Source organism: Blastococcus sp. CT_GayMR20 (assembly GCF_004570345.1).
In genome coordinates this window covers 1-24,229 of record NZ_SPQM01000056.1, presented here as the reverse complement: position 1 = coordinate 24,229, position 24,229 = coordinate 1, and the positions used below count along the sequence as shown (strand labels likewise).

Annotated in this window: 20 protein-coding genes; 10 read left to right on the top strand and 10 right to left on the bottom strand. The window is 72.7% G+C overall.

Annotated elements, in window-relative coordinates; genetic code table 11:
• Window positions 1-11 precede the first annotated feature (11 nt).
• From E4P40_RS14220 to E4P40_RS14210, 3 genes are all read left to right on the top strand, one after another.
• Window positions 12-980, top strand: a complete 969-nt coding sequence (locus tag E4P40_RS14220; RefSeq protein ID WP_135159213.1) for an ABC transporter ATP-binding protein — start codon at window positions 12-14, stop codon at window positions 978-980.
• A complete protein-coding gene (locus E4P40_RS14215; protein WP_135159212.1) occupies window positions 977-1,789 on the top strand; it encodes an ABC transporter permease in 813 nt (270 codons plus the stop codon). Before E4P40_RS14220 ends, E4P40_RS14215 begins: the two co-directional genes overlap by 4 nt.
• A gap of 62 nt (window positions 1,790-1,851) precedes the next feature.
• The gene (locus tag E4P40_RS14210; RefSeq protein WP_135159211.1) at window positions 1,852-2,604 is read left to right on the top strand and encodes a MerR family transcriptional regulator; all 753 of its coding nucleotides are present in this window, start codon (window positions 1,852-1,854) and stop codon (window positions 2,602-2,604) included.
• Between the two features lie 65 nt (window positions 2,605-2,669).
• Here E4P40_RS14210 and E4P40_RS14205 read toward each other — a convergent pair whose 3' ends face one another.
• Complete coding sequence (locus E4P40_RS14205) at window positions 2,670-3,464, bottom strand: methyltransferase domain-containing protein (RefSeq protein ID WP_135159210.1); 795 nt, start codon at window positions 3,462-3,464, stop codon at window positions 2,670-2,672.
• A gap of 102 nt (window positions 3,465-3,566) precedes the next feature.
• Here E4P40_RS14205 and E4P40_RS14200 point away from each other — a divergent pair, with 102 nt between their 5' ends.
• Complete coding sequence (locus tag E4P40_RS14200; RefSeq protein WP_135159209.1) at window positions 3,567-4,376, top strand: T3SS effector HopA1 family protein; 810 nt, start codon at window positions 3,567-3,569, stop codon at window positions 4,374-4,376.
• Here E4P40_RS14200 and E4P40_RS14195 read toward each other — a convergent pair.
• Window positions 4,373-5,893, bottom strand: coding sequence for a glycerol-3-phosphate dehydrogenase/oxidase (locus tag E4P40_RS14195; RefSeq protein WP_167762230.1), 1,521 nt, complete (start codon window positions 5,891-5,893; stop codon window positions 4,373-4,375). The genes E4P40_RS14200 and E4P40_RS14195 overlap by 4 nt on opposite strands.
• A gap of 35 nt (window positions 5,894-5,928) precedes the next feature.
• Here E4P40_RS14195 and E4P40_RS14190 point away from each other — a divergent pair, with 35 nt between their 5' ends.
• Window positions 5,929-7,590, top strand: coding sequence for an FAD-binding oxidoreductase (locus tag E4P40_RS14190; RefSeq protein ID WP_135159208.1), 1,662 nt, complete (start codon window positions 5,929-5,931; stop codon window positions 7,588-7,590).
• A 98-nt stretch (window positions 7,591-7,688) separates the two neighbouring features.
• Here the strand turns inward: E4P40_RS14190 and E4P40_RS14185 are convergent, their stop codons facing one another.
• Window positions 7,689-9,128: an FAD-binding oxidoreductase gene (locus tag E4P40_RS14185; protein ID WP_135159207.1), complete on the bottom strand. Its 1,440-nt coding sequence runs from the start codon at window positions 9,126-9,128 to the stop codon at window positions 7,689-7,691.
• Between the two features lie 170 nt (window positions 9,129-9,298).
• Window positions 9,299-10,069: an SDR family oxidoreductase gene (locus E4P40_RS14180; RefSeq protein ID WP_135159206.1), complete on the bottom strand. Its 771-nt coding sequence runs from the start codon at window positions 10,067-10,069 to the stop codon at window positions 9,299-9,301.
• A gap of 158 nt (window positions 10,070-10,227) precedes the next feature.
• Between E4P40_RS14180 and E4P40_RS14175 the strand changes: the two genes are divergently transcribed.
• The 5 genes from E4P40_RS14175 to E4P40_RS14155 all read left to right on the top strand — a co-directional run bounded on the left by E4P40_RS14175 (window position 10,228) and on the right by E4P40_RS14155 (window position 16,192).
• Window positions 10,228-10,677, top strand: coding sequence for a hypothetical protein (locus E4P40_RS14175; RefSeq protein ID WP_135159205.1), 450 nt, complete (start codon window positions 10,228-10,230; stop codon window positions 10,675-10,677).
• Between the two features lie 66 nt (window positions 10,678-10,743).
• Window positions 10,744-11,979 carry an arginine deiminase gene (locus tag E4P40_RS14170; protein ID WP_209305327.1) on the top strand — a complete coding sequence of 412 codons (1,236 nt, stop codon included), beginning with the start codon at window positions 10,744-10,746 and terminating at the stop codon, window positions 11,977-11,979.
• Between the two features lie 133 nt (window positions 11,980-12,112).
• On the top strand, window positions 12,113-13,150 hold the full coding sequence (locus tag E4P40_RS28995) for an excalibur calcium-binding domain-containing protein (protein WP_245160346.1): 1,038 nt from the start codon (window positions 12,113-12,115) through the stop codon (window positions 13,148-13,150).
• A 109-nt stretch (window positions 13,151-13,259) separates the two neighbouring features.
• Complete coding sequence (locus tag E4P40_RS14160) at window positions 13,260-14,762, top strand: MFS transporter (protein ID WP_135159204.1); 1,503 nt, start codon at window positions 13,260-13,262, stop codon at window positions 14,760-14,762.
• Entirely contained in the window at window positions 14,759-16,192 is a 1,434-nt protein-coding gene (locus E4P40_RS14155) for a M20/M25/M40 family metallo-hydrolase (RefSeq protein WP_209305326.1), read from the top strand. The genes E4P40_RS14160 and E4P40_RS14155 overlap by 4 nt, the downstream gene beginning before the upstream one ends.
• Window positions 16,193-16,250: 58 nt before the next feature.
• On the opposite strand, the gene araA is transcribed toward E4P40_RS14155, so the two are convergent.
• From araA to mmsA, 6 genes are all read right to left on the bottom strand, one after another.
• Window positions 16,251-17,768, bottom strand: coding sequence for an L-arabinose isomerase (gene araA / locus E4P40_RS14150; protein WP_245160345.1), 1,518 nt, complete (start codon window positions 17,766-17,768; stop codon window positions 16,251-16,253).
• 14 nt (window positions 17,769-17,782) lie between these two features.
• Window positions 17,783-18,457: an L-ribulose-5-phosphate 4-epimerase gene (locus tag E4P40_RS14145; protein WP_135159203.1), complete on the bottom strand. Its 675-nt coding sequence runs from the start codon at window positions 18,455-18,457 to the stop codon at window positions 17,783-17,785.
• A complete protein-coding gene (locus E4P40_RS14140; protein WP_209305325.1) occupies window positions 18,454-20,079 on the bottom strand; it encodes an FGGY-family carbohydrate kinase in 1,626 nt (541 codons plus the stop codon). The genes E4P40_RS14145 and E4P40_RS14140 overlap by 4 nt, the downstream gene beginning before the upstream one ends.
• Window positions 20,080-20,163: 84 nt before the next feature.
• On the bottom strand, window positions 20,164-21,222 hold the full coding sequence (locus E4P40_RS14135; RefSeq protein ID WP_209305324.1) for a LacI family DNA-binding transcriptional regulator: 1,059 nt from the start codon (window positions 21,220-21,222) through the stop codon (window positions 20,164-20,166).
• Between the two features lie 65 nt (window positions 21,223-21,287).
• Entirely contained in the window at window positions 21,288-22,535 is a 1,248-nt protein-coding gene (mmsB, locus tag E4P40_RS14130) for a multiple monosaccharide ABC transporter permease (protein WP_135159201.1), read from the bottom strand.
• Window positions 22,532-24,070, bottom strand: coding sequence for a multiple monosaccharide ABC transporter ATP-binding protein (gene mmsA / locus E4P40_RS14125; RefSeq protein ID WP_135159200.1), 1,539 nt, complete (start codon window positions 24,068-24,070; stop codon window positions 22,532-22,534). The genes mmsB and mmsA overlap by 4 nt, the downstream gene beginning before the upstream one ends.
• Window positions 24,071-24,229: the final 159 nt, after the last annotated feature.

The window sequence follows — 24,229 nt, the reverse complement described above, 5'->3', positions numbered from 1 at the left end:
GATGGCGCGCGATGGATGCCGCCGTGCACGTCGCCGAGCTCGTCAAGCGCTATCCCGGCCGCCCCTCCAACGCCGTCGACGGCATCTCCTTCACCGTCGCGCCCGGTGAGGTCTTCGGCCTGCTCGGGCCGAACGGGGCGGGGAAGACGACGACCATCGGGATCCTGACCACCCGCGTGCTGCCGACGTCCGGAACGGCGAGCGTGGCCGGTGTCGACGTGGCGGCCGATCCGGTCACCGCGCGCAGCCGGCTGTCCGTCGTCCCCCAGCGGTCCAACCTGGACCGGGCACTGACCGCGCGGCAGAACCTCGTCTTCCACGCGGCGTACCACGGCATCGGGCGCGCCGAGCGCAACCGGCGGGCCGACGCCCTGCTCACGCAGCTCGGGCTGGGCGACCGCGGCGGCGACAAGGTCGACAACTACTCGGGCGGGATGGCGCAGCGGCTGCTCATCGCCCGCGCGCTGATGCACGCGCCTCAGGTGATCTTCCTCGACGAGCCGAGCACCGGCCTCGACCCGCAGGCGCGGTTGTTCGTGTGGGACCGGGTCCGCGAACTCAGGGACGGCGGGGTGACCGTCGTCCTCACCACGCACGACATGGACGAGGCAGCGGCGCTCACCGACCGGGTCGGGATCATGGACCACGGCAAGCTGCTGGCGCTGGACACCCCGACCGCGCTCACCCGTTCGCTGCCCGGCAGCGCCACCCTCGACGTCGACGTGGAGCGGGCGCCCGACGACACCGACGACGACGTCCTCACGGCGCTGTCGGACCTGCCGGCGGCCGAGCGGGTCGAGCCGGTGGCCGACGCCGGCGGGCTGCGTGCCCGCATCTACCTGTCCGGGGACGCCGCTGCGCTGGTCGGCCCGGTGTCGGACACGCTGACCGACCGGCACGCACGGCTGACCGGGGTGCGGATCGGGGAGCCGAGCCTCGAGGACGTCTTCCTCAGCCTGACCGGACGGGAGCTCCGATGAGCCTGGTCGCCGATCTCGGCGCACCGACGACGGCGGCGCCCGCGGTGGGGCGGGCGTTCCGCGCGCTGCTCTGGCGCGACGTGTTCGTCACCGGGCGGGAGATCGTGCCGTTCCTCCTGCAGGTGGTGCTGCAGCCGGTCTTCCTGCTGTTCGTCTTCGGCAAGGTGCTCGTGGAGCTCGGCTTCGCCACCGCGGAGTACTCCGACGTCCTGCTGCCGGGCGTGATCGCGCTGACGGCATTCCTCACGGCGCTCCAGACCACCGCCTTCCCGCTGGTCATCGACTTCTCCTACACGAAGGAGATCGAGGACCGGCTGCTGGCGCCCCTGCCCACCTACCTGGTCGCGGTCGAGAAGATCGTCTTCTCGCTGCTGCGCGCGCTCGTCGCGGCCGTCGTCATGTTCCCGATCAGCCTGTGGGTGCTCGGGTCGCTGCCGGTGACGTGGTCCGACGTCCCGGTGCTGACCGTGTTCCTCGTCCTCGGGTCGCTGGTGGGCGCCTGCATCGGGATGACCCTGGGCACCTTCGTCACGCCGAGCCGGATCAACGTCGTGTTCGCCGTCGTCCTGACGCCGTTGCTGTTCACCGGATCGACGCAGTTCCCCTGGCAGTCGCTGGACACCCTGCGCTGGTTCCAGGTGGTGTGCGCGGTGAACCCGCTGACCTACGTGAGCGAGGCGCTGCGGGCGGAGATGGCGCCGGGCGTGCCGCACCTGCCGCTGTGGGTGTGCGCGGTGGCGCTGACCGGGTTCCTCGTCGTCTTCGGCATCACCAGCCTGATCGGGTTCCGTCGGCGCGCGCTGGATTAGAGCTTGACCCTGACGTTGCGTCAGGCTGTTCCCTTCTCCTCGTCAACACGAGGGAGGGACCGATGAACGTGGGGGAGGTCGCCGCGCTGGCCGGCGTCACGGTGCGCACGCTGCACCACTACGACCGGATCGGGCTGCTGTCGCCGTCCGGGCGGACGGCGACCGGCTACCGGCAGTACTCGCCGGCCGACCTGGACCGGCTGCACCAGGTGCTGCTCTACCGCGAGCTCGGGTTCCCCCTCGAGGAGGTCGCGACCCTGCTGGACGACCCGTCCGCCGATCCGCAGGTGCACCTGCGCAGGCAGCACGCGCTGCTGCGGGACCGGCTGGTCCGGACGTCGGCGATGGTCGCGGCCGTCGAGAAGGAGATGGAGGCACGAGCGATGGGGATCTCACTGACTCCCGAGGAGCGGTTCGAGGTGTTCGGCGAGCACGACCCGGCGCAGTACGAGTCGGAGGTATCGCAGCGCTGGGGCGAGACCGACGCCTACGCGGAGTCGAAGCGGAAGACCGCGGCGTACTCCAAGGACGACTGGCTGCGGATCAAGGCCGAGATGGAGGACATCGGCAGCCGGTGGGTCGCGGTCATGCGCTCCGGGGCCGCGCCCGACTCGGTCGACGCGATGGACGTCGCGGAGGACAACCGGCAGCACATCAGCCGAAACTTCTACGAGTGCTCGCCGGAGATGCACGCCGGCCTCGGCCGGATGTACGTCGAGGACGAGCGGTTCACCGCGACGTACGAGGCGATGGCGCCGGGGCTGGCGCAGTACGTCAGCACCGCCGTCCAGGCCAACGCCGCCCGCCAGGCCTGACGGCAGCCGAAATGGCGGTTCTGGCACCTTCCGCGGGGTGCCAGAACCGCCATACTGGCTGTGCGTCAGACGCGGATGAGGAGTTCGCCGTGCAGCATGCCGAGCCAGCCGTCGTCGGCGGCTGACCAGCGCAGCCAGGCGGCGGCGATCGCCTCCAGCTCCTCCCGGGACGCCAGCCCGTAGGCCAGGGCCTGCTCGGCGAAGGACGACGCCGTCGCCCGCCCGGCCCACGAGGCGCCCCACCACCGCCGCTCCTCCGGCGACGCGTAGCAGTAGGTGCTCGCGCTGACCACCGTGTCGCGGAATCCCGCCGCATGCGCCCACGAGAGGAGGCGGCGCCCGGCGTCCGGTTCGGCCCCGTTGCGCCGCGCCACGCGGTGGTACAGGTCCAGCCAGCGGTCGAGGCCGTCGTCCGCGGGAAAGGTCACGAAGGCGCCGTAGTCCACGTCGCGCACCGCGACCACGCCGCCCGGCCGGCAGACCCGCGCCATCTCGCGCAGGGCGGCCACCGGGTCGGTCAGGTGCTGCAGCACCTGGTGGGCATGGACGACGTCGAAGGAGTCGTCCGCCGCCTCGAGGGCGTACACGTCGCCCACCTCGAAGGTCACCGCCACACCCGCCTGCGACGCCGCCGCCCGGGCCTCGGCCAGCGGATCCGGCGAGACGTCGATCCCGAGCACCCGGCCGGGCGCGACGCGGGCCGCCAGGTCGACGGTGATCGTCCCCGGACCGCACCCGACGTCCAGCACGTCGAGACCGGGACGCAGGGCCGGCACCAGGTACGCGGCGGAGTTCTCGACGGTCCGCCAGCGGTGCGACTGCAGGACCGGGTCGGCATGGCCGTGGGTGTACGTATCCACGCCCCGATCCTGCTCCTCTTCTGGTCGGATCCACTCCCCCGCCCAGCTCGGAGGACAACCGCCATGCCGCTCGCCCTCGACGACCCTCCCTCAGGCGGTCCGATGTCCCGCTCTCCGTGGCACGCCCTGATCACCCGCATCGCCGAGGAGACCGAACTCGACGGCTCCGTCCGCGTCGGCGGCGAGCTGCTGCCCGTCTCCCGGAACTGCCGGCTGATCGTGGAGACCCTCGCCGACGCGCTGTACGTGCGCTACTTCCGCGGTCCGGCGACGCCCTACCTCGCCGCGCGGCCGCCCGGACCGCGCGGCGGCGGTGACGCCTGCCTGCGCCTGGCCGACGCGCTCGACCCGCGTTTCCTGAGCCGGGACGGGTGGACGTTCTCCTACCGCACCGAGTCCGACGTCCCGGTGTTCGTCGTGACGACGGGCTCCGTCGACCGGTCGGCGGCGAGCTGCTTCCTCGAGCTGTCGCCCGCCATCGCCCCCGAGGTCTTCGCCCGGATGGTCACCGCGCTGGACGGCTACGCCATCGGCTTCCGGGCCGAGCTCCGCGGCCACGAGACGTTCCTCGAGCGCATCGGCTCGGTCGTCGTGACGGTGTCCCGCGCCGACGCATCGGCGCTCGCCCGGGTCGCCCTGCGGTTGCGGGAGCGCTCGCCGTTCGTCTTCGGGCAGACGGTGCCGGCGTTCACCCGGCCGCTGGCCCCCGGGATCGGTCTGGCCGACCATCCCCGCCGGGCCAGGGACGTCGGGCGGCACCGCTTCCACCTGGTGGCGTGCGGCCTCGTCGCGGCCGGGCCGGACGCAGGTCCGGAGACGCGTCGGTCCGCCGTCGTCCGGGCGCTGACCGACGCGGGCCTCGACCCGGCCGCGCTGCACCTGGACCCGGGCAACCCGGAGTTCCGCGTCTAGAGCTCCTCGGTGAGCACCTGCTCGGCCACCGGCACGGCCCGCTCGCGGTCGGCGGGCACCAGGCCGAACCGCGTCCTCCGGTCGAGCAGGTCGGCGACGGTCCGTGCGCCTTCGTGCCGGACGCCGAACCGCAGCTCCCCCACGGTCTCCAGCCGTCCCGCCACGACCGCGGCCGACCCCAGCGCCTCGACCACCGGTGCCTCCGTGCCGTAGCGGGCGACCAGCCGCGACGCGGCGTTCACCCGCACGAGCGCGGGCCGCGGCGCGGCGCCCACGAGTGGCAGCCGAACTGTGAGCGACCGGGCTGACCCGCGGCCCAGGCGGCCGACCACCGCGTCGACCGTCTCCTCGGCCATCGCCCGGTAGGTCGTGAGCTTGCCCCCGACCACCGACAGGACCGGTCCGTCCCAGTGCAGCAGGTGCTTGCGGGAGAGGTCAGCCGTCGCGTCGCCCGGGCCGGTCCCCGCCGACTCCGGCAGCACCAGCGGGCGCAGGCCGGCAAACGCCCCCACCACGTCGTCGCGCGTCACCGGCACGGCGAGCACCTGGTTGACCGTCTCCAGCAGCTGGGCGACCTCCGGGTCGCTCGGCACCGGGTCGTCGTCCCGCACCGGTTCTTCGACCGGTTCGTCCGTGAGCCCGAGGTAGACCAGCCCGTCGGGCTGCGGCAGCGCGAAGACGTACCGGGAGCGCGACCCGGGCAGCGGCACGGTCAGCGCCGCCGACGGCGAGCCGAGGACCGACCCCGGCACCACCAGGTGCGAGCCGCGCGAGGGCACCAGCCGGATCCCCGGCGCCAGCTGCTGCGCCCACACCCCCGCTGCGTTGATCACCACCCCGGCCCGGAGCCTCGCCGCCTCGCCGTCGACCTGCACGTGGACGTCGTTGCCGTCGACCGCGGTCACCGTCGCGCCGGTGAGCACCGTGGCCCCGTAGGAGGCGGCGGTCCGGGCGAGGGCGACCACCAGCCGGGCGTCGTCCACCAGCTGCCCGTCCCAGAAGACGACGCCGCCGCGGCCGGGCCGCACCCCCGGCACCAGCCGGGACACCTCGTCCGACGTCGCCCGCCGGGTCGACGGCAGGGAACCGCGCCCGCCCGGCACCGAGAACCGGATGACGTCTGCTGCCCGACCGCCCGCCTCGGCAAGCGCCGTCACGTCCCGGCCGGCGGCGTCGGGCACGAGGAACGGCAGCTGCCGGACCAGGTGCGGCGCCGTCGACCCCATGAGGACGGCGCGCTCCCGGGCACTCTCCCGCGCCAGGCCGATCTCGCCGTGCGCCAGGTACCGCAGGCCGCCGTGCACGAGCTTCGACGACCACCGGCTGGTGCCTGCGGCGAGGTCGGCGCGCTCCAGCAGGACGACGGACAGCCCGCGGCTCACGGCGTCCAGGGCCACGCCGGCGCCGGTCACCCCGCCGCCCACCACGACGACGTCGACCGAGGCCCCCGGGAGCCCGGCCAGGGCCCGCGCCCGTCGTTCGGGGGAGAGCGTCCCGGGCAGCGTGGCGGTCATCATGATCGCTCCGGCAGCAGCACCGGCAGACTGTAGCGGTGGCAGAGCAGCCGGAACTGACGATCCAGGGCTGGGGACCGACCGTCCCCGAGCCGTCCTCCGCAGCCGACGGCGACCTGAGCGGCTCGCTGCCCAAGGCCGCCCGCCGGTACCTGTCCAGGGAACTCGGGTGGGAGCCCCGGCCCACCCCGCCGGTCGCCGTCGCCGACATCCGGCTGGCGCCCTCGCGCCTGCCCGAGCAGGCGCGGGTCCGCCTGACCCACCTGGTCGGGGAGGGGAACGTCCGCACCGACCGGGAGTCGCGGCTGCGGCGCGCCGGCGGCAAGAGCTACCTGGACCTGTTGCGCCGCCGCGAGGGCGACGCCTCCGAGGCACCCGACGCCGTCGTCCTGCCCGGCACGACCGAGGAGACCGCGGCGCTCCTCTCCCTCTGCAGCGAGCTCGGCGTGGTGGTCGTCCCCTTCGGTGGCGGGACCAGCGTCGTGGGCGGCCTGGCCGGCATCGACCCCGACGACCGGCCCTCGATCGCCGTCGACCTGGCCCGCATGTCGTCGGTCGTGTCGCTCGACGTGCCGTCGTCCCTCATCACCGTGGGCCCGGGCATGCGCGGGCCGCAGCTGGAGCAGGCGCTCGACCGCGAGGGCCTTACCTTCGGTCATCTGCCGCAGAGCTGGGAGTTCGCCACCCTGGGCGGCTACGCGGCGACCCGCTCGGCCGGCCAGAACTCCACCGGCGTCGGCCGCTTCGACGAGCTGGTGGCCAGGATGACGCTGGCCACGCCGTCCGGGGTGCTGGAGCTCGGGCACCCGCCGGCGACCGCCGCCGGGCCGGACCTGCTCGGCGTGGCCCTGGGGTCCGAGGGCACGCTCGGCATCATCACGGAGCTGACGCTGCGGGTGCGCCCCAAGCCGGCGTCGCACGCGTACGAGGGCTGGTCGTTCCGCTCGTGGGCGGCGGGCCTCGCGGCGCTGCAGCAGCTGGCCCGCTACGACCTGCTGCCCGACGTCGTCCGGCTGTCGGACCCCGACGAGACCCGGGCGAACCTCCTGATGGCCGCGGGCACCGGCGCGCGGGCGCTGCGCGGCATGCTGAAGGCCCGCGGCCGCGACGACGGCTGCCTGCTGATCCTGGGGTGGGAGGGGCTGCCCGCGGTCGTCCGTGCACGGCAGAAGTGCGCCGCCTCGCTGCTCAAGGACGACGGCGCGATCCGCGTGGGCCGCAAGGTCGGGGAGTCGTGGAAGAGCCACCGGTTCGCCGCGCCCTACCTGCGCGACCGGCTCCTGGACGGCGGCCTGCTGGTCGAGACCCTGGAGACGGCGGCGACCTGGACGGCGCTGCCCACCGTGTACGACGCCGTCCGCCGGGCGCTGCGGGAGTCCCTGACCCGGGGCGGACGACGTCCGCTGATCATGAGCCACGTCTCGCACGGTTATCCGACCGGCGCCTCGCTGTACGTCACCGTCCTCGCCGACCGGGACGACGCCCTGCCGATCCAGCAGTGGCTCACCGCCAAGCGGGCAGCGACCGACGCGCTGCTCGGCGCCGGCGGGACGCTCACCCACCACCACGCCGTCGGGGCCGACCACCGCCCCTGGATGGAGCGCGAGATCGGTCCGCTCGGCGTCGACGTGCTGCGTGCGGTGAAGAAGCGGCTGGACCCGAAGGGCATCTGCAACCCCGGCGTCCTGCTCCCCGAGTAGCTCTCGGCGCCCCTAGTGATCAGGTCACCTGATCGTTAGGGGTCCTGGCTCACCATCGACAGTGAGCCAGGACCCCCGCGGATCAGGTCACCTGATCATCAGAAGGCGTGGCCGAAGGAGAAGATGCCGGCCGGGTCGACGGTGTGCTTGACCTCCATGAGCCGCCGCTGCGCGTCGGCGGGGTAGGCGTTGAGCACCTCTGCGGGACCGGTCACGTCGCCCAGGAAGTTGGTCAGGACGCCGGGCGCCGCCCAGGGCATGAGCGCGCCGAGCACGCCCTTGCCGACCGCCGGCACGACCTCCGCCAGCTCCGGGACCGCGGGGCCGAGCACCAGGACCGAGTAGGCACCCTCGCGGCCGGCGACCGCGTTCGGCACCGCCGCCGGGCGGGCCAGCGCCCCGCCCAGGAGCCGGATCTCGGCCATGATCAGCGGGATCTGCACCTGCGGACCCGCAGCCGCGAGGAGCGTGTCGACGGTCTCCTCGGTCAGCTCGGCGAGCAGCATGCCCTTCTCCCAGCCGGGCATCGGGTCCTTCGGGTCCATGTGGATCGCGTCCATCTCGTCGGTCCGCATCGGCCCGACGTATCCCAGCACGATCGTGCCGGCGACCTTCATCGGCGAGAGCAGGCGCTCGGCCTCGGCGTGGTCGTCGCCGGAGTAGGCGAAGCGCAGGTGGACGACGGTCTGCCCGCGCAGCGGCGGCGGCAGCTCCTCCATGTCCGGGATCCGCAGGATCGCGATCGACGTGCTGACCTCCTCCGGCAGCATGGGCGCCCACTGGCGGAACCGGTGCAGCAGGGCGGGGGCGTCGTCGCCGGCGAAGAAGATGCCGCCACCGAACAGCGAGGACACCGGGACCAGCTCGATCTCCAGCGCGGTGACGATGCCGAAGTTGCCCTTGCCGCCGCGGACGGCCCAGAACAGCTCGGGCTCGGAGTCGGCAGTGACGCGGCGCAGCCGGCCGTCGGCGGTCACGATCTCGACCGCCCGGACGTGGTCGGCGGAGAAGCCGTGCTTGCGGCCGAGCGAGCCCAGGCCGCCGCCGAGGGTGTAGCCCACGACGCCCACGTCGGACGACGATCCGCACAGGCCGGCCAGGCCGAACTCCGCGGCGGCCTCCATCACGCGGACCCACTTCACGCCGGCCTCGACGCGGGCGATGCGCCGCTCCGGGTCGATGCTCAGGCCCTGCATGCGGCGGGTGGTGACCATCAGCGCGCCGGCGGCGTTGCGGACCGGGCCATGGCCCGTGGCCTGGACGGCGACGTGCAGGTCGTGCGCGACGGCCCAGGAGACGGCGGCGGCGACGTCGGCAGCGCTGGTGGCGCCGACCGCGATCGCCGGGGTGTGCTGCACCGCGACGTTCCAGGTGGCCACCTCGGCGGCCAGCCCGTCGTCCCCGGCGGCGTAGACCGGACCGTGGACCTGGCTGCGCAGCTCGTCGACGGCGCCGGCCGGGAAGGACGGCACGAGGGTGTCCAGAACCGTGTCGCCGATGGCGGCGGCGGGCAGTTCGGGCTTCTCGATGAGACTCATCAGGGGGGTTTCCTCTTCGCGGCCGCGGCGGTGGCCGCGGATCGGGTGGCTCGCGGTGGTGACCGCTGAGCTCGTTCGGACGAGAGGAAGAGTCCCGGGGCGCCCTTGCCGGATACTTGAGACCAACGTGAGACGCCTGACCTGCGGCCTCAAGCCCCTGGCACGATGACTCAGCGGGTGGTCGCGATGCCGCCGTCCACCGGGATGACGGATCCGGTGACGTAGGAGCCGGCGCGGCTGGACAGGTAGACGACGACGCCGGCCATGTCGTCGGGGCGGCCGATGCGCCCCAGCGGCGCACGGGCTGCGATCTCCTTGCCGAACGCGTCCAGGGTGGCGGCCATCATCTTCGACTCGAACGGCCCGGGCGCGACCGCGTTGACGGTGATCCCGCGCGGCCCCAGCTCCTTCGCCAGCACCCGCGTCAGGTGGTGCAGCGCAGCCTTGCTCGAGGAGTACGAGTAGGTGTGCATCGGCGGGACGTGCAGCCCGTCGATGCTGCCGACGTTCACGACGCGGGCCGGGTCGTCGTCCGTCGCCGCAGCCTCCAGCAGGGGCAGGAACGCGCGGGTGAGGAAGAACGGCGACTTCAGGTTGAGGTCGACGACCTTGTCCCACGCCGAGGAGGGGAAGTCCTCCAGCGTCGGCGATCCCCACGTGGCACCGGCGTTGTTGACGAGGATGTGCAGCTCGTCCTCGCGCTCGCCCACCACCGACGCCAGCCGGACGCACTCCTCCTCGCGGGAGAGGTCGGCCGGGACGGAGCGGACCTGGCCGAACGGGGAGAGCTCCGCGACGGCGGCGTCCCCGGCCTCCGCCTTGCGGGAGCTGATGTAGACCCGCGCGCCGGCCTGCAGCAGACCGCGGGCCATCATCATGCCGATCCCGCGGGTGCCGCCGGTGACCACGGCCACCTTGCCGGTCAGGTCGAACAGGTCCACTCGGTACACCTCCGGTCGGGGTGGCCGGCCCGGTCGCCGGCCTCCCGGGCACCCTAGCCAGCCGCTCCGTCGCACCCGTCTCACCTGTTCCGGATGAGACACGTCCGCGCTCAGGGCGACAGCATCGGAGCGACGGAGCCGACCGGCAGGAGAGACCGATGACCCAGCAGTCGAACTGGCAGGCCGAGGCAGGCATCGGCTCGGGCAGGACGGTCGAGCGGCCGACCGGATGGGTCGCCTGGATCTCGTTCGCCGCGACGATGCTGGTCGTCGTCGGTCTCCTGCAGGTCCTGCAGGGTCTGGCCGCGCTCATCGACGACGGCTTCTACGTGGTCGGCCGGAGCGGGCTGGTGGTCGACGTCGACTACACGGTGTGGGGCTGGACGCACCTCCTCCTCGGGGTGCTGGCGATCCTCACGGCGGCCGGTCTCTTCGCCGGCAACACCGTCGCGCGGGTGGTCGGCGTCCTGATCGCGATGGTGAGCGTCGCCGTCAACTTCGTCTTCCTGCCCGCCTACCCGTGGTGGTCGACGCTGGTCATCGTCTTCGACCTCGTCGTCATCTACGGCCTGACCGCGCACGGTGCGGAGATGAAGCACCGCCGCTGACGACGCTCTGCTCGGGCGCCGACGAGGTGGCATGCCGCCTCCCCCCTCCTGTGCGAGCCTCTGACCATGATCTCGTCCCCGTCCGACGTCCCGCTCATGGGCGCCACCAGCGAGGTCGGCCGGCTCGGCACCGTCCTGCTGCACCGGCCCGGGAACGAGCTCCGACGGCTCACGCCCCGCAACAACGACCAACTGCTCTTCGACGGCGTCCCGTGGGTGGACCGCGCGCAGGAGGAGCACGACGGCTTCGCGCAGGCCCTGGCCGACCGTGGTGTCGAGGTGCTGCACCTGGACCGGCTGCTGGCGGAGGTGCTGTCCTTCCCGTCCGCGCGCGCCGAGCTGATCGCGGCCGCCGTCGACGACCCACGGCTCGGCGCGACACTCCAGCGGGCGGCGACCACGCATCTGTCCGGGCTCGACCCGGAGGCGTTGGCCGGTGCGCTCATCGCCGGCCTGGCCCACGACGAGTTGCGCGGCGGGCACGGGCTGGCCTACGAGGTGATGGACCGTGCGGACTTCGTCGTCCCCCCGCTGCCCAACCTGCTGTTCACCCGCGACTCCTCGGTCTGGGTCGGTGACGAGGTCGCCGTGACGTCACTGGCCATGCCGGCGCGGCACCGCGAGAGCACGATCACCGCGGCCGTCTACGCCCACCACCCGCGGTTCGCCGGTGTGGAGCAGCTCTACGGCGCCCACCTCGAGCACCTCGAAGGCGGTGACGTGCTGCTGCTCGCGGAGGGCGTGGTCGCCGTGGGGGTCGGCGAACGGACGACGCCCGGCGGGGCCGAGCGCCTGGCCCGGCGGGTCTTCGCGCGGCGGCTGGCGCACACGGTGCTCGTCGTCCCCATCGCCCAGCAGCGGGCGACGATGCACCTGGACACCATCTGCACGATGGTCGACGTCGACGCGATGGTCATGTACCCGGCCGTGGCCGACTCGCTGGTCGCCTGGACGGTCACCGCGCCGGACGGCGTGGCCGACGACGCCGACACCGCCGAGCTGGCCGTCACCGGTCCGCAGCCGTTCCTCACCGCGGCTGCGGCGGCCATGGGGATCGACCGGCTGCGGGTGATCGACACCGGCCTCGACCCGGTCACCGCCGAACGCGAGCAGTGGGACGACGGCAACAACACCCTCGCCCTGGCGCCCCGGCTGGCGGTCGCCTACGAGCGGAACACCGTGACCAACGCGGCGCTCGAGGCGGCCGGTATCGAGGTCGTGCCGATCGCCGGGTCGGAGCTGGGCAGTGGCCGGGGTGGCCCACGCTGCATGTCCTGCCCCGTCGCGCGGAGCGCTCTCTAGCCGGACGCGCTCCGCCACGCCACGCCACGCTGCGTGGCGGCACACGGGTTCCGTGACGAACCGGTCCGCCAGATACCTGTGACGTGTGGTACAGCTCACAGGCCACGTCGTCTGTGCGCTACCGGGGGACCACATGTCCAAGCTGTTGCGGCTGCCGCTCGTCCTGCTCATCGCGCTGGCGATGGCGGTGCTGTGGACGTGGCCGGCGACCGCCGATCCGGTTCTCCCGACCGCCGACGAGTGCCTCGCCGACCCGACGCTCACGGGCTGCCTGCCGGCCGAGCAGTCTCCGGCTGCGCACGGGCCCACGGACGGCGATCCCGGCTCCGGCGAGGGCGAGGGCGAGGGCGACGAGGGAGCCGGGGGCGAGGGAACCGCTCGCAGCGGCGCGGGGACCGGTTCCCCCGCCGGCGCAGGCGCGCAGTCGGGCGCGGTCCCCGGGAGCACGTACGTCCCGCCGGGCTGGCTGGCCCGCTCCCAGGGCACCGGTGCCGAGTCGGTCGCGGGCGGGAGCGGGACGGAAGGCGGGTCAGGCGAAGCCGCCGAGGAGGAGGAGACGGAGCCGGCCGCCGTTCCGACCTGCCTCGCCGGCGTGGTGGAGGCCCTGCTCACCGGCTTCGCGGAACTGATGCCTGCCCCGCCGGCAGGGCCCACCGCCGTCGAGGACGCACTGGCCGGCCTGGACCCGACCGACCCCGAGGCGATCAACGGCCTCCTGGACAGCCTCGGGATCACCCCGGACAACCTGGCCGAGGGTCGCGACCTGATCGAGAAGGCGATCGCCGACGCGCAGAAGTGCCTGCCTGAACCGCCGACCCCGCCGACCCCGCCGACCCCGCCGACGGGCGGCGGCCAGCAGCCGCCGGCGAGCAACCCCCCGTCCGGCGTCCAGGGGACCTACTACGCGAACTGCGACGACGCCCGGGCCAAGGGCGCCGCTCCGGTCTACTCCACCCAGCCGGGTTACCGTGCCGGCCTCGACAGCGACAACGACGGCATCGGCTGCGAGAACGAGACCGCCCACGCCATCACGCCGGCGACCGCCCAGACCTACCAGACCGGGAAGCTCGCCTACACCGGCTCGGAGCTGGAGCCCCTCCTGAGGGGCAGCGCGATCCTCATCTCCTCCGGCACGCTGCTCCTGCTGGCAGGAGCACGCCGCCGGGTCTGAGATCCGCGCGTCCGGGGACTTTCCGGACGGGAGGTCCGCGGGTCGCGCGGCGATCACTAGTGTCCGAGCTCTCCGCGCCGACGGTGGCGCTCCGGGGTGAGGACGACGCGTGACAGGCACGGGCACGGCGGGAGCGACCCCCGGCCGCATCGCGGGGATCGGCGGGGGGCTCGTCGGCTTCCTGGTCTTCGTCGAGTTCACCAGCGGCGTCCTGCAGGGCTACTACATCCCGCTGCTGACCGACGTCGCCCGGCACCTGGACATCCACGACGCCGACGTCAACTGGCTCGAGGCGGCGCAGCTGATGCTGTCGGCGATCGCCGTGCCGATCCTCGCCAAGCTCGGCGACCTGTACGGCCACCGCCGGATGCTGTTGCTGTCGGCAGCGGTCACCGCGGCGGCCACCGCCGTCCTCGCGCTCGCGACCACCTTCCCGCTGTTCCTCGCGGCCTGGGCCGTCCAGGGCGTGTACGCGGCCTGGCTGCCGCTGCAGGTGGCGCTCATCTGGAACCGGTCCCGCCGGCTCGCCGACCCCGCCGCGCAGACCCGGCGGGCCACCGGCCTCATCGTGGCGGCGCTGCAGCTCGGGGCGATCGTCGGTGCGCTGGGCGGCGGCCAGGTCGGCAGCGTGTTCGCCGACCAGTTCTGGCTGGTGCTGCTGGCGCCGGGCTTCCTCGTGCTGGGCGTCTGTGCCGTCGTCGCCCTGCGCGTGCCCGAGAGCGAGGACCGCGAGACCGGCACCGTCGACGCCACCGGCGCGGCCCTGCTGAGTGTCGTCCTCCTGGTCATCACCGGCGGCCTGACGTTCGTCCGGGTCAACGGCGCGGGCGAGCTCTGGCCGTGGCTGGTCACCGGCTTGGGCGTGCTGCTCGTCGTCCCCTTCGTCCGGTACGAGCTGGGCCGCACCGACCCGCTCGTCGACTTCCGGGTGCTGCGCAGCCCGTCGATGTGGCCGGTGCAGCTCACCGCCGGTCTGTTCGGCGTCAGCGTGCTGGGCGCCCAAGGACCGCTGTCGACCTACGCCCGCACCGATCCCGAGGTCTACGGCTACGGCCTGGGGCTGTCGACCAGCGAGGTGTCGATCGTCATCGGCGGCTACGTCGTCTCGATGCTGCTCGGCGCCAGCCAGTTCTCGCGGATCTCGCAGCGCACCACCCCGCGGACCACGCTGATCGGCGCGGCCACCCTCACCGGGACGGGGTACCTGCTGCTGGTCCCCTTCCACTCCTCGCTCCCGCAGGTGCTGACCTCGATGGTCGTGGCCGGCCTGGGCTCCGGCGCCCTGGTGGCGGCGCTGCCCGCCGCGGCCGCGGCCGCGGCACCGGCAGGCCGGACCGGAATCGCGACCGGACTGACCAACACCACCAAGGTGCTCGGCGGCAGCTTCGCGTCGGCGGCCTTCGCCGTCGCCCTCGCGTCCGGGGCACCCGTCCTCGTCGACGGCGGCGAGGGGACGGCGGGGTCGCTCAGCGGCTACGTCACCGTGTGGGTCATCTGCGGCGTCACGGCCTGGGCCGCGGCCGTCGCGCTCGTCTTCGTTCCCCGGCTCGCGTTCTCGGACCAGCCGGTCGTGGCCGATCCGCGCTCGGTCGCCCCCGAGGGGACGGCGTGAGGCGCGCCCTGGTCGCCGCGGTGTGCGGCGCCGCGGTGTCGGTCGCCGCGCGGCGGGTCGCCCGCTTCCGCCCACCGGAGGTCTCCCCCGAGCCGCCGGACCTCGACGGCCTGGACGCCGACGCCGCAGCCGTTCGCCTCGCGGAGCTCGTGCGCATCCCCACGATCTCCTCGCGCGACCCGGCCGAGATGGACGCCGGCGCCTTCGAGACGTTCCGCGAGCGCCTGACCACCCTCTACCCCGAGACGCACCGGGTGCTGGACCGGGAGGTGCTCGGCGACGGCGCCCTCCTCTACCGCTGGCGCAGCGGCACCGAGCAGCCGCCGATGGTGCTGATGGCGCACTACGACGTCGTCCCCGTGGCCGGGCAGGACTGGTCGCGCGACCCGTTCTCCGGCCTGATCGAGGACGGCGTCGTGCACGGCCGCGGCGCCATCGACGACAAGGGCGCCCTGGTCGCGATCCTCGAGGCCGTCGAGTCGCTGGTCGTCGCGGGATTCACGCCGGCCCGCGACGTCTACCTCTCCTTCGGCAACGACGAGGAGGTGTTCGGCGTCGGGGCCGAGCTGGCGGTCGACACCCTCACGTCCCGCGGCATCCGTCCGTGGGCCGTCATCGACGAGGGTGGGGCCGTCGTCAGCGGCGTCTTCCCGGGCGTCCCTGGCCAGACCGCCGTCGTCGGGCTGGCCGAGAAGGGCCTGCTGGACGTCGAGCTGATCACCACCGACGCCGGTGGCCACGCGTCCGCCCCGGCGCGCGGCGGTGCCCCCGCCCGGCTCGCGCGCGCCGTCCTGCGGATCGACGAGAACCCGTTCCCCGCGCGGCTGCACGACGTCGTCCTCGGCATGGTCGACGCCCTCGGCCGGCACGCGCCGACCGGCTACCGGGCGCTGTTCGCGCACGCGGAGTACCTGCGGCCGGCGCTGGCGCGGGTGCTCTCGCGGGCGAGCCGCGAGGCGAACGCCCTGGTCCGGACGACGGTGGCGATCACCCAGCTCGAGGGCAGCAAGGCCCGGAACGTGCTGGCCACGCGCGCCCGGGCCCACGCCAACATCCGGATCGCCCTGGGCGAGACCGTCGAGTCGACCGTGGACCACCTGCGCCGGGTCATCGACGACCCGGACGTGGAACTGCACATCGTCGACGGCAACGACCCCTCACCGGTGTCCCGGGCCGACAACGAGGCATTCGCGCTGGTGGGCGCGGCAGCGCGATCGGTCTACCCCGACGCGGCGGTGGCGCCGTACGTCATGGTCCAGGCCAGCGACTCCCGGCACTTCAGCCAGATCTGCGACAGCGTCTACCGGTTCATGCCCTTCGACCTGAGCAAGAGCGAACTGGCGGCGCTGCACGCCGCGGACGAGCGGATCTCCGTCGCCGCCCTGCACCGCGGCGCCGGCTTCTACCGGTACCTGATCCGCCACCTCTGAGGTGCCAGAACCGCCATTTCGGCCGCCCTCCAGGGCGGCCGAAATGGCGGTTACGGCACTAGAGGCGCTGGTTGAGGCGGTGGTAGGCCGCACTCCAGCGGAGCTCCTTGGCCAGCGACCGGCGCGTGGTGTCGGCGTCGATGAGGACCAGCTCGGTGGAGAACACGTCGGCGAGGTCGGTGAGCTCGTCGGCGCCGAGCTGGGTGGTCAGCACCGTGTGGTGCGGACCTCCGGCGGTGAGCCAGCCCTCGGTCGCGGTCGCGAAGTCCGGCCGGGGCTGCCACACCGCACGGGCGACGGGCAGGTTGGGCAGCGGCTCGTCGGGCTCGACGACGTCGATCTCGTTGGCCACCCAGCGGAACCGGTCCCCCAGGTCCGACCAGCCGATGACGACGCCCAGGGCCGGCGCGGCGTTGAAGACCAGGCGGGCGGGGTCCTCACGGCCGCCGATGCCCAGCGGATGCACCTCCAGGCGCGGCTTCTCGCCGGCGATCGTCGGGCAGACCTCGAGCATGTGGGCGCCGAGGATCTTCTCGTTGCCCGGGTCGAGGTCGTAGGTGTAGTCCTCCATGAACGACGTCCCACCGGGCAGTCCGGTGCCGGCGACCTTGAGCACCCGCAGCAGCGCCGAGGTCTTCCAGTCGCCCTCGCCCCCGAAGCCGTAGCCGTCGGCCATCAGCCGCTGGACGGCGAGGCCGGGGAGCTGGCGCAGGCCGCCGAGGTCCTCGAAGTTGGTCGTGAACGCACCGAAGCCGCCCTCGACCATGAACCACCGCAGCGCGGCCTCGATCCGCGCCTGGTACCGCACGGCCTCGTGCCGGTCCCCGCCCGGGAGCACGTCGGCGGACATCTCGTAGAGGTCGGCGTACTCCTCGACCAGGTCGTCGACGGCGGCGTCCTGGACGGCCTCGACCACCCCGACCAGGTCGTTCACGCCCCAGGTGTTGACCGACATCCCGAAGCGGATCTCCGCCTCGACCTTGTCGCCCTCGGTCACCGCGACGTTGCGCATGTTGTCGCCGAACCGGGCCAGCTTCAGGCCGCGCGCGGCAGCGGCACCGGCGGCCGCACGGGCCCACGAGCCGACCCGTGCCAGCACCCGCGGGTCCGAGGCGTGCCCCGAGACCGTCGTCCGGGGGACCCGGAGGCGGGTGAGCATGAACCCGTACTCACGGTCGCCGTGCGCGGCCTGGTTGAGGTTCATGAAGTCCATGTCGATGGTCGCCCACGGCAGGGCGGCGTCGGCCTGGGTGTGCAGGTGGAGCAGCGGCTTGTGCAGCGCGTCGAGCCCGGAGATCCACATCTTCGCCGGCGAGAACGTGTGCATCCAGGTGATGACGCCGAGGCACGCGGGGTTCTCGTTCGCCTCGCCCATGATCCGCCGGATGGCGTCGGCGTCCTTGAGGACCGGCTTCCACACGACCCGCACCGGCACCTCGGCGGCCTCGTCCAGTGCGGCCGCGACCCGCTGCGACTGCGACGCGACCTGTTGGAGGGTCTCCTCGCCGTACAGCCCCTGGCTGCCGGTCAGGAACCAGACCTCGGACCCTTCGAATGCCACTCCGTCGACTGCCACGCGGGCATCCTTCCTCACTGTCCGTAGACGTTCTGGTAGCGGGCGTAGAGCCGGTCGACGTCCGACTGGTCGATCGGCAGGGGCTCGCCCAGCTGCCGCGAGAAGTGCACCGTCCGGGCGACGTCCTCGGTCATGACGGCGGCCTTCACCGCCGCCTTCCCGGACGGGCCGACGGTGAAGACGCCGTGGTTGCGCATGAGCACCGCGGGCGACTTCGAGCCGGCCAGCGTCTCGACGATGCCGCGGCCGATCGAGTCGTCGCCGATGAGGGCGAACGGCCCGACCGGGATCGCGCCACCGAACTCGTCGGCCATGGCGGTGAGCACGCAGGGGATCTCCTCGGCGCGCGCGGCCCAGGCGGTGGCGTACGGGCTGTGCGTGTGCACCTGGCCGTTGACCTCCGGCTTGTGCCGGTAGACGTAGGCGTGCGCGTCGGTGTCGCTGGAGGGCTTCTTCACACCGTCGACGGGGTTGCCGTCGAGGTCGCAGACGGTGATCCCCTCCCAGGTCAGCTCGTCGTACTCGACGCCGCTGCCCTTGATGACGAAGAGGTCCTCACCCGGCACGCGCTCGGAGACGTTCCCGGACGTCCAGGTCACCAGCTCGTAGCGGGTCAGGTAGGAGTGCAGCCGCGCGACGTGCTCGCGCTGCTCCCGGTGGGTGCCGCGCTCGGTCAGGGTGGCGGTCATCCGTTCTCTCCTCGCTGGGCAGGGCTCACGTGGTCGACGGCGGCCCGCTCGACCGGGAGTGCGGCGACGTACCGCTGCATGAACGCGTCGAACCCGGCGACGTCGACCGGGTCGGGCTCGGCGGTCTGCAGGCTCGTGCCGGAGAAGACCGCCGTCTCCAGGTAGTCCGCCAGGCTGCGGTCCGCCGAGGGACTGGCGGCGAAGGCGGCCAGGACGGCGATGCCCCAGGCGCCGCCCTCTCCGGCGACGTCCCCGACTGCGACCGGGGTGTCGATGGCAGCGGCCAGGAAGCGCTGCGCGACGCCCTCGGTCTTGAACAGGCCGCCGTGCGCGAACATCCGGTCGAGCCGCACGCCCTCGGTCTTCTGCAGGACGTCCATGCCGATCCTGAGCGTGGCCAGGGACGAGAACAGGTGCGTCCGCATGAACGTGCTCAAGCTCAGCCTGCTGTCCGGTGACCGGAGAAAGAGCGGCCGGCCCTCCTCGAGGCCGGTGATCGGCTCCCCGGAGAGGTAGTTGTAGGCGAGCATCCCGCCGCAGTCGCTCGTACCGCCCAGTGCGGCGGTGAAGAGGGTCTCGAAGACCTTCGCCGGGTCGACCTCGACACCCAGCGCGCGGGCGAACTCGGCGAACAGCCCGGCCCAGGCGTCCAGCTCACTGGCGCCGTTGTTGCAGTGCACCATGGCCACCGGGTCGCCGGCCGGCGTGGTGACGAGGTCCAGCTCGCGGTGCGCCCGGGCGAGCTCCCGCTCGAGCACGACCATGGCGAAGATGCTCGTGCCGGCGGAGACGTTGCCGGTGCGCGGGGCGACCGAGTTGGTGGCGACCATCCCCGTGCCCGCGTCACCCTCGGGCGGGCACAGCGGGATGCCGGGGCTCAGCCGCCCGGTGGGGTCGAGCAGCGCCGCGCCCGCTGCGGTGAGCGTGCCGGCCGGCCGGCCGGCGACCGCGACGGCGGGCAGCAGCTCGGCGAGGGTCAGCTCGACCCCCGCCTCGGCGGCGAGCTGGTCGAACCGGGCCAGCATCGTGGCGTCGTATCCGTGGGTGGTCGCCTCGATCGGCAGCATGCCGCTGGCATCCCCGATGCCGAGGACCTTCTCCCCGGTGAGCTGCCAGTGCACGTAGCCGGCCAGCGTCGTCAGGTGGTCCAGCCGGCCGACGTGCTCCTCGCCGTCCAGGATCGCCTGGTAGAGGTGCGCGACGCTCCACCGGTGCGGGATGTTGACGCCGAACTCCGCGCTGAGCCGCTCGGCCGCGCGACCGGTGTTCGTGTTGCGCCAGGTGCGGAACGGCGTGAGCAGCGCACCGTCCGCGTCGAACGCGAGGTAGCCGTGCATCATCGCCGACACCCCGAGGCCGCCGACTCCCCCCAGCTCGACTCCGTGACGTCGCCGCACGTCCTCGGCCAGGGCCGCGAAGCTCTGCTGCACGCCGGCCCAGACGGCCTCGAGCGAGTACGTCCACACCCGGTCCACGAACTGGTTCTCCCAGTCGTGGCTGCCGACGGCGAGCGGCGCGTGATCGGGACCGATCAGCACCGCCTTGATCCGGGTCGACCCGAGCTCGATGCCCAAGGCCGTGCGACCGGCGGTGATCGCCGCGGCCTCCTCGGTGTCGGACATCGATCCTCCTCTGGCGGGAGGGGGTGACATCGGCGTCACGGCATCCGCTCCGTCGGTGATTGTTAGCGCTAACACGACTGCCGGTCAAGCGGTGGGGCGACCGCGCCCGGGACCCGTGCGCACGCGTGCCGGGCACGTGCTGGAGCGGACGATCAACGGCGCAGGCACGGCGTCCGGGTGCAGGTCCTCGCCGCGCAGCCGGGCCAGCACCAGCTCCACGCCCCGTCGTCCCAGCTCGGCGAAGTCCTGGCGCACCGTGGTGAGCGGCGGGGTGAAGTAGGGCGCCTCCGGGAGGTCGTCGAAGCCGACGACGCTCACGTCGCCGGGCACCTCGATCCCCTCGTCGTGCAGCGCGGCGAGCAGCCCGAGCGCCATCTGGTCGTTGGCGAGGAAGACGGCCGTGACCTCCTCGCCGGCCCGGAGGCGCGCGGCGAGCTCCGTGCCGGCGGTGTGCCCCGACGACGGCGTCCAGTCCCCGCGCAGGAGCTCGGGCACGGGAGCGCCGGCCGCGAGCAGTTCCGAGCGCCAGCCCTCGATGCGTCCCCGGGCCTCCTTCGAGTCGGCAGGGCCGGCGACGTGGTGCACGGTGCGGTGGCCCAGGTCCAGCAGGTGCCGGGTGGCCAGGCGCGCGCCGGCCTCCTGGTCCACCCCGACCGCCGGACGGATCTCGTCGCCGCCGACCTGCACGGCCACCAGCGGCACCGGCGGGTCGAGCTCGCCGAGCGCCTCGGCCGCGTCGTCGTAGGTGCTGAGCGCGACGATGGCCGCGACCCGCTGCGCCACGAAGGTGTCGACGGCCTCCCGCATCGCCCCCGCGGTGGCGTGGTCGAGGATCGAGACGCTGAGCGAGTAGCCGGCTTCGCGGGCCGCCTCCTCGAGTCCGAGCATCGTCTGCGCCGGCCCGTACTGGTTGATCTTCACCGTCACCAGCCCGATCGTGCGGGTGGAGCCGGTGACCAGGGCGCGGGCGGCGATGTTGGGCCGGTAGCCGAGCTGCGCGATCGCGGCCTCGACCCGTTCGCGGGTGTGCGGCGCGACGTTGGGATGCCCGTTGATCACCCGGGACACCGTCTGGTGGGACACCCCCGCGAGCGCTGCCACGTCGGACATCACCAGCGCTCGCGCAGCCCCCTGGGGCTCCACCGGTCTCCCTCCCCGATGCCTGGACCGGTCGCCGTGCCGCCCGGCAGCGGCGACCGGATCGGACCTCAGCGCGAGGCCCCGGCGCGGCGCTTGTTGTAGACGTCGAAGGCGACGGCCAGCAGCAGCACGAGGCCCTTGACGACCGACTGGATGGACTGGTCGACGCCCATGAGCTGCATGCCGTTGCTCATCACGGCGACGAGCAGGCCACCGACCATCGCGCCGACCACCGTGCCGACACCGCCGGTGACCGCTGCGCCGCCGATGAACACGGCCGCGATGGCGTCGAGCTCGAACATGTTGCCGGCCGCGGGCTGGGCGCCGTTGGACCGGGAGGAGTAGATGATCCCCGCGACCGCGGCGAGGAAGCCCATGTTCACGAAGATCCAGAAGTTGACGACCCGCACCTTGACGCCGGAGAGCTGCGCCGCGGCCAGGTTGCCGCCGATGGCGTAGATCTGGCGGCCGAAGACGGTGCGGTTCGAGATCACCGCGTAGGTGAGGATCAGCACGGCCAGGATGATCAGCACGATCGGCAGGCCACGGGCGTGCGCCAGCTGCCAGGCGAAGTACATGACGACGGCGCCGACGAGGACGATCTTGGCGACGAACAGCGGGAACGACTCGACCGGCTGCGAGTACTTGATGCGGGCGAGGCGGGTGCGGAACTGGCTGAGCGCGTAGCCGGCGACGGCGACCGCGCCGATGAGCAGCGTGAACGCGTCGTACCCGTTGCCGCCCAGGAGGCCGTTCAGGAAGCCGCTGGCCACCTTGCCGTACTCCGACGGGAAGGGTGAGAGCGAGATGTTGTCGAGCACCTGCAGCGTGAGACCGCGGAACACGAGCATGCCGGCGAGGGTCACGATGAACGCCGGGATGCCGACGTAGGCGACCCAGAAGCCCTGCCAGGCACCCACGGCCAGACCGACGGCGATGGCGGCGAGCATGCCGACGTACCAGGGGTAGCCGTTCTTGATGACGAGGACGGCGGAGATCGCGCCGGTGAGGGCGACCACCGAGCCGACCGACAGGTCGATGTGGCCGGCGATGATCACCAGGACCATGCCGATCGCCAGCACCAGGATGTAGGAGTACTGGAGGACGATGTTCGTGATGTTGCCGGGGCTCAGCGAGACGCCCTCGGTGAGGATCGCGAACAGGGCCACGATCGCGACGAACGCGACGTAGATGCCACTGGTCCGCATGTTGCGGGTGATCAGCGCGCGCAGATCACTCGTGCCGGTGTGGAGGGCGACGGCGGGCGCCGGCTCCTTCGGGGTGGGGTCGGCTTCCGGGGGCGCGGTCCTGGTCATCCGACGGACTCCCTCTCCTTGGTCATGAGTTCCATGAGGCTTTCCTGGTTGGCCTCGTGTACCGGCAGCTGACCGGTGATCCGGCCCGCCGACAGGGTGTAGATGCGGTCGCAGATGCCGAGCAGCTCGGGCAGCTCGGACGAGATGACGACGACGGCCTTACCGGCCGCCACCAGTCGGTTGATGATCGTGTAGATCTCGTACTTCGCACCCACGTCGATGCCGCGGGTCGGCTCGTCGAGGATGAGGACGTCGGGGTCGGTGAACAGCCACTTGGACAGGACGACCTTCTGCTGGTTCCCGCCCGAGAGCTTCCCGACGATCGACATGACGCTCGGCGCCTTGATGTTCATGCTGCGCCGGCTGTCCTCGGCGACCTTGATCTCCTCGTTGCCGTTCACCCAGCCGCGCCGGGAGAGCTTGGCGAGGGCGGCGGCGGAGACGTTGCGCCGGATGTCCTCGATGAGGTTCAGGCCGTACTTCTTGCGGTCCTCGGTGGCGTAGGCGACACCGTTGTCGATCGCCTCCGCCACGCTGCGCGCCTTGATCTCCTTGCCGTGCATGAAGATGCGGCCGCTGATGTCGCGGCCGTAGGAGCGGCCGAACATGCTCATCGCGAGCTCCGTGCGGCCGGCGCCCATGAGCCCGGCGATGCCGACGACCTCGCCGGCGCGGACGGAGAAGCTGGCGTCGTCCACGACCAGGCGGTCCTGGGTCGGGTGCCGCACCGTCCAGTTCTCGACGCGGAGGACCTCCTCGCCCGGGTGCGACTCCCGGTCGGGGTAGAAGCTCTCCAGGTCGCGGCCGACCATGCCGCGGATGATGCGCTGCTGCGTGACCTCGCCGGCCTTCGTGTCCAGCGTCTCGACGGTCCTGCCGTCGCGGATGACCGTCACGCGGTCGGAGACCGCGGTGATCTCGTTCAGCTTGTGCGAGATCATGATCGAGGTGATGCCGCGCTCCCGGAGCTGGCGCAGCAGCCCCAGCAGGTGCGCGGAGTCGGAGTCGTTGAGCGCGGCGGTCGGCTCGTCGAGGATCAGCAGCCGCACGTCCTTGGACAGGGCCTTGGCGATCTCGACCAGCTGCTGCTTGCCGACGCCGAGCTGGCCGACCGGGGTCACCGGGTTCTCGTCCAGGCCCACCGACTGCAGCAGCTTGCCGGCCTCGGCGTTGGCGAGGTTCCAGTCGATGAGCCCGCCACGGCCGCGCTTCTCGCTGCCCAGGAAGATGTTCTCGGCGATCGACAGGTACGGCACCAGCGCGAGCTCCTGGTGGATGATCACGATGCCGACGTGCTCGCTGTCCCGGATGCCGTTGAAGTGGACCGGCTGGCCGTCGTAGACGATCTCGCCGTCGTAGCTCCCGGTCGGGTAGACGCCGGAGAGCACCTTCATCAGCGTGGACTTGCCGGCACCGTTCTCACCGCAGATCGCGTGGATCTCACCGCGACGCACGTCGAGGTTGACGTTCTCGAGCGCCTTGACGCCGGGGAAGGTCTTGGTGATGGAGCGCATCTCCAGGATGTTCTCTGCCATGGATCCCGTCGTCCTCGTCGTCGAGTGCGGTGGCTGGTGCTCAGAGTGTGGGGCCTGCGCGGCCGGTCTGGGGGGTCGAGCCGGCGGGAATGCCGGCGACCGCGGCCCAGGGTGGTGCGGGACGTCGACGGACCGTCCCGTCGAGGGTGGTGCGGCCGG

What these genes read in the sequence shown, in the direction of transcription:
- E4P40_RS14220 (WP_135159213.1), top strand. Translation starts at nt 12, where the DNA reads ATGGATGCCGCCGTGCACGTCGCCGAGCTCGTCAAGCGCTATCCCGGC.
- E4P40_RS14215 (WP_135159212.1), top strand. Translation starts at nt 977, where the DNA reads ATGAGCCTGGTCGCCGATCTCGGCGCACCGACGACGGCGGCGCCCGCG.
- E4P40_RS14210 (WP_135159211.1), top strand. Translation starts at nt 1,852, where the DNA reads ATGAACGTGGGGGAGGTCGCCGCGCTGGCCGGCGTCACGGTGCGCACG.
- E4P40_RS14200 (WP_135159209.1), top strand. Translation starts at nt 3,567, where the DNA reads ATGTCCCGCTCTCCGTGGCACGCCCTGATCACCCGCATCGCCGAGGAG.
- E4P40_RS14195 (WP_167762230.1), bottom strand. Translation starts at nt 5,893, where the DNA reads ATGATGACCGCCACGCTGCCCGGGACGCTCTCCCCCGAACGACGGGCG.
- E4P40_RS14185 (WP_135159207.1), bottom strand. Translation starts at nt 9,128, where the DNA reads ATGAGTCTCATCGAGAAGCCCGAACTGCCCGCCGCCGCCATCGGCGAC.
- E4P40_RS14175 (WP_135159205.1), top strand. Translation starts at nt 10,228, where the DNA reads ATGACCCAGCAGTCGAACTGGCAGGCCGAGGCAGGCATCGGCTCGGGC.
- E4P40_RS14170 (WP_209305327.1), top strand. Translation starts at nt 10,744, where the DNA reads ATGATCTCGTCCCCGTCCGACGTCCCGCTCATGGGCGCCACCAGCGAG.
- E4P40_RS28995 (WP_245160346.1), top strand. Translation starts at nt 12,113, where the DNA reads ATGTCCAAGCTGTTGCGGCTGCCGCTCGTCCTGCTCATCGCGCTGGCG.
- E4P40_RS14145 (WP_135159203.1), bottom strand. Translation starts at nt 18,457, where the DNA reads ATGACCGCCACCCTGACCGAGCGCGGCACCCACCGGGAGCAGCGCGAG.
- E4P40_RS14140 (WP_209305325.1), bottom strand. Translation starts at nt 20,079, where the DNA reads ATGTCCGACACCGAGGAGGCCGCGGCGATCACCGCCGGTCGCACGGCC.
- mmsB (WP_135159201.1), bottom strand. Translation starts at nt 22,535, where the DNA reads ATGACCAGGACCGCGCCCCCGGAAGCCGACCCCACCCCGAAGGAGCCG.
- mmsA (WP_135159200.1), bottom strand. Translation starts at nt 24,070, where the DNA reads ATGGCAGAGAACATCCTGGAGATGCGCTCCATCACCAAGACCTTCCCC.